Annotated in this window: 4 protein-coding genes, 3 tRNA genes and 1 rRNA gene; all 8 read left to right on the top strand. The window is 49.7% G+C overall.

All coding sequences use genetic code 11. From position 1 onward, the window contains the following. The first annotated feature begins 65 nt into the window (after positions 1 to 65). Positions 66 to 181, top strand: a 5S ribosomal RNA gene (gene rrf, locus EXY25_RS18525). A 758-nt stretch (positions 182 to 939) separates the two neighbouring features. Beyond that, positions 940 to 1,962 (top strand): UDP-N-acetylmuramate dehydrogenase, encoded by a 1,023-nt coding sequence (gene murB / locus EXY25_RS18520; protein WP_130567943.1) that lies wholly within the window; start codon positions 940 to 942, stop codon positions 1,960 to 1,962. Continuing rightward, positions 1,952 to 2,956, top strand: a complete 1,005-nt coding sequence (gene birA, locus EXY25_RS18515) for a bifunctional biotin--[acetyl-CoA-carboxylase] ligase/biotin operon repressor BirA (protein WP_114339988.1) — start codon at positions 1,952 to 1,954, stop codon at positions 2,954 to 2,956. The genes murB and birA overlap by 11 nt, the downstream gene beginning before the upstream one ends. Beyond that, positions 2,953 to 3,714, top strand: a complete 762-nt coding sequence (locus tag EXY25_RS18510) for a type III pantothenate kinase (RefSeq protein ID WP_165419418.1) — start codon at positions 2,953 to 2,955, stop codon at positions 3,712 to 3,714. Before birA ends, EXY25_RS18510 begins: the two co-directional genes overlap by 4 nt. 158 nt (positions 3,715 to 3,872) lie before the next feature. Continuing rightward, positions 3,873 to 3,957 (top strand) — tRNA-Tyr (locus EXY25_RS18505). Positions 3,958 to 3,993: 36 nt separating this feature from the next. Then, positions 3,994 to 4,068: transfer RNA gene (locus EXY25_RS18500), tRNA-Gly, on the top strand. A gap of 12 nt (positions 4,069 to 4,080) precedes the next feature. Continuing rightward, positions 4,081 to 4,156 (top strand) — tRNA-Thr (locus EXY25_RS18495). 109 nt (positions 4,157 to 4,265) lie between these two features. Continuing rightward, a partial coding sequence (locus EXY25_RS18490; RefSeq protein WP_246019588.1) for a GTP-binding protein occupies positions 4,266 to 4,503 on the top strand: 238 nt, incomplete at its 3' end.

Below are 4,503 nucleotides of genomic sequence, written 5' to 3'. Positions count from 1 at the left end.
AGTGACGTGCAAGACACGCCAAAATCGATAGAGTGACAGTCAGCATTTTCCTAATTAAGTTTTTGTCTGGCGGCCATAGCGTTGTGGCACCACCTGATCCCATTCCGAACTCAGCAGTGAAACGCAATTGCGCCGATGGTAGTGTGGGGCTTCCCCATGTGAGAGTAGGTCACCGCCAGACACCTAATAAAATAGAAAAGCCCTTCGCGAAAGCGAAGGGCTTTTTTATTTCCAGTGCGTTTAGTGTCGCTCTCACATGGGGAGGTAGACAGCGCGCCAACGGCGCCTCCTTACCCTGTGCTAGTAGGGTGAGTGACGCCTGGCGTGAGATTGAGTATCTCACTCAGTCACGAACGCCGAAGGGCTATGCCCGTAGGCTGGTCACTGCCAGACACCTAATACAGTGAAGAGGCTACCCGATAGGGTAGCCTTTTTGCGTTTAAGGCGATTGAAAACAGTAAAGCCCTTCGCCCAAGCGAAGGGCTTTTTTATTTCCAGTGCGTTTAGTGTCGCTCTCACATGGGGAGGTAGACAGCGTGCCAACGGCGCCTCCTTACCCTGTGCTAGTAGGGTGAGTGACGCCTGGCGTGAGATTGAGTATCTCACTCAGTCACGAACGCCGAAGGGCTATGCCCGTAGGCTGGACTCCGCCAGACACCTAACACAGTGAAGAGGCTACCCGATAGGGTAGCCTTTTTGCGTTTTAGATCGTTGAAAAATGGTATCGATTATTTGTATGGGTAATCGAACAATGCACCTGTTCTATTTACGACTAAGTGCATATTTGTGGCGCAGCAGATAGCCTACATTATCCCCCTCCCGAAACTGCGAACTAGCTATCTATGTTTTCTTTGATAGACGTTAGCTAGAAATGAGGCATAGGTCGAACGAGATCGGTTAAGCTATGTAGCTAGTCTATGTTTTGGAATTATTCGCTAAGTGAACCTTCAGACTTATCATACTTTCGCCGTAGCGAGCCAATGCTCGCATTTAGCTGTCCTGAACTCTTTGGCAATGCTGGATAAACTCAGTGAAAGCAGGTCGCCCATTGTAATTGGTGGCGGCAGTAACATTGTGCCCTTTGAAACGGTTCGCCGTCCGATTTTAATAAATCAACTGAAAGGCGTAACCGTTACCGAACGGCAAGACCACTTTGAGATTTGTGCTGCTGCCGGTGAAAACTGGCATGACTTAGTGATGTATAGCGTTGAAAACGGTATGCCGGGGCTTGAGAATCTTGCACTGATCCCCGGAACTGTAGGTGCGGCGCCAATACAAAACATTGGCGCATATGGAGTCGAACAGTCAAAATATTGCACCGAAGTAGAGGTGTACGAGTGGAAGACAAAAGCGCGCTATATATTGACGGCTGAACAGTGTGATTTTGCTTATCGTAACTCCATCTTCAAGCAAGATCCCGATCGCTGGCTGATCTTAAATGTAAAATACCGTCTGCCGAAGCGATGGCAACCTGCCATTGATTACACCCCCCTTAAGGCATTGAGAGAACTTGCAGACGTCAACGCTCTGCAGGTAGTCACTAAAGTCATCGAAACACGTAAGGCTAAGCTGCCAGATCCGGAGCATCTGGGTAATAGCGGTAGTTTTTTTAAAAATCCCTCCGTGAGTGACGAGCAACGTGAACTATTGCTTGAACGCTACCCTGATATTGTTTGGTTCCCTGACCAACCAGGTTTTTCCAAACTTGCGGCTGGTTGGATGATTGACAACTTAGGCCTTAAAGGGCTTAAGGTAGGTGGTGCTGCTGTGCATAAACTGCAGGCTCTGGTGCTTGTTAATCAGCAAGGGGCTACAGGTGCAGATGTAGTGCGCTTGGCTGGACATATTAGGCAACGCGTATTTGCGGCATACGGTCTGCAGCTGGAAGCGGAAGTACAGCTGGTTGGAGCCGATGGCCGATATAGTCTTGATGAGGCTTTGGAGCGCGTAGGTGAACAATAAGCAGCAGCATATACTTAAGCGTTTAGCTACAGGTGAATTTTGTAGTGGTGAGCGTCTTGGCGAGGAGCTTGCTATCAGTCGAGCTGCGATCGCTAAGCATATTTCGGCATTACAGGCATTAGGCATTGATATCTTTTCCGTGCCGGGTAAGGGCTATCGCCTTGCGAAATCCCTAGATCTCCTCTCCCAGGAAACCATTCAATCTGCATTAGCGCAGTGTGGGAGCCAGCTCCCATTACCTTTTGTCACAGAGGTTATTGATTCAACCAATCAGTACCTACTCGATAGACTGGCCAGGGGAGTCACTGGTGAGAAAGCCTCAGACTTGTTGTGTGGGCAGGCGTGTTTGGCAGAGATGCAAACCGCGGGTCGGGGGCGCCGAGGGCGTCATTGGATATCTCCTTACGCCGCGAATCTATATTTGTCGTTATACTGGCGCTTGAGTCGTGGTATTCAGGGCGCTATGGGCTTGTCCCTTGTCGTTGGTGTTGTGATCGCTGAGGTGCTTAAAGAGTATGGCGTGACTGATGTACGCTTGAAATGGCCAAACGATATCTATATCGGAGACAGGAAGCTGGGTGGTGTTTTGGTGGAGTTAGTCGGTCAGGTTGATGATGCATGCGATCTTGTGATCGGCTTGGGACTTAACATCTCGATGCCTGAAGAGAAATCGACGACAATTGACCAGCCGTGGACCGATCTGTCGCAGACACTAGATTGTGTGCCACCTAGAAATGAACTTGCTGTAGCCATCTTACTCGCATTAACAGCCGCCCTAACCACTTTCGATCGCAATGGTTTCAGGCCTTTTGTCTCTCGCTGGCGAACTTTCGATCTGTTTGATGGCAAGGTTGTGAAGTTGTTGATGGGAAATAGGCAAGTCACGGGTATTTGTCGAGGTGTGGATGAACAAGGCGCCCTAGTGCTCGAGCAAGAGGGTGTGCTGGTTAACTATATGGGCGGCGAGATATCGCTACGCAGTGTGGCAACGTGAAGCTCCTAATTGACATTGGTAACACCAGAGCCAAGCTCTATAGCTTAGATGGGGGAGGGCTGACCCTACTCAAATCATCCAGCCATCAACAACTGCCGGTTGACACCGAATCCTTACTGGCGTGCCGTGCCTATTCTCAAATCTGGGTTGCCTCAGTGGCTCAATCAGCTGTTGTCGCCACGCTGTCAGAGGCGGTTGCGCCTTTTGCCGTTAACTTCAATCTAGTTAAGACTCCGCGTTCAGCGTATGGCTTGATCAATGCCTATGCAAAATATGAGAGCTTGGGGATCGATCGTTGGTTAGCAATGTTGGGCGGCAGACAACAGTGCAAACGTCCGTTTATTGTTATCGACTTCGGCACCGCTATTACGGTGGATCTGGTTGATGAGTTTGGCCAACACAAAGGGGGTTGGATTGCGCCTGGCTATCGTGCAATGACAAATGTCCTGCTGAGCGATACATCCGAAGTGACAGCGGATCAGGCAGCTATCTTAAGTGGCTCCAGATTAACCTTTGGTGTCAGTACAGAGCAGTGTGTTAGTGAGGGGATCAGAAGTGCGTTAATCGGGTACTATCAACAAGCGGTCACCACAGCGCAAACAAGCTTAGGCAGCAAGATACCCGTTCGCGTATTTTTAACTGGTGGAGATGCCGCGCAGCTACCCGCACAAATACTTAAACAGGCACAGTTGTGCCCAGAGCTCGTATTAGAAGGGCTCGCAGTCTATGCCAATGCTGAAAAAAGCAGCGATTATTAACGCTTTTCGTACAAAAAGACATCAACCCTATTTTTTTACTCTTTTTTTCAAATAAACGGTTGCGTAGGCAAAATCCTTTCTTTAGAATGCGCTCCACCTGAACGGGGCAGTCCAAAGATTAGGGCTTCCAGGGGCAACCCACCGTCAGCACAAAATTTGGAGGGGTTCCCGAGTGGCCAAAGGGATCAGACTGTAAATCTGACGGCTCAGCCTTCGGTGGTTCGAATCCACCTCCCTCCACCATATTTTTTGATGCTTTTGAGGTCGCCTGAAGACATTGCGGGCATCGTATAATGGCTATTACCTCAGCCTTCCAAGCTGATGATGCGGGTTCGATTCCCGCTGCCCGCTCCAGTAGCATGTAGTGCTGATATAGCTCAGTCGGTAGAGCGCACCCTTGGTAAGGGTGAGGTCGGCAGTTCAAATCTGCCTATCAGCACCACTCCTATTTAATGCTTTCAGATCCCTCAAAATCGTTTATACTCTTCCGCCACTAAAGCGGAGGGGTTTTGGTGGTGTCTGCCGCCCGATGCCTGACTAGAGGAACGACCATGGCTAAAGAAAAGTTTGAACGTACAAAACCGCATGTAAACGTTGGCACTATCGGTCACGTTGACCACGGTAAAACGACTCTGACAGCTGCTATCACTAACGTACTGGCTAAGGTATACGGCGGTACAGCACAAGCTTTCGATCAGATCGATAACGCACCAGAAGAGCGCGAGCGTGGTATCACCATCGCGACTTCTCACGTTGAATATGACACACCAACTCGCCACTACGCGCACG

The organism is Corallincola spongiicola (assembly GCF_004284785.1).
Classification (GTDB): domain Bacteria; phylum Pseudomonadota; class Gammaproteobacteria; order Enterobacterales; family Neiellaceae; genus Corallincola; species Corallincola holothuriorum.
This window is presented reverse-complemented; position numbering and strand designations above follow the sequence as displayed.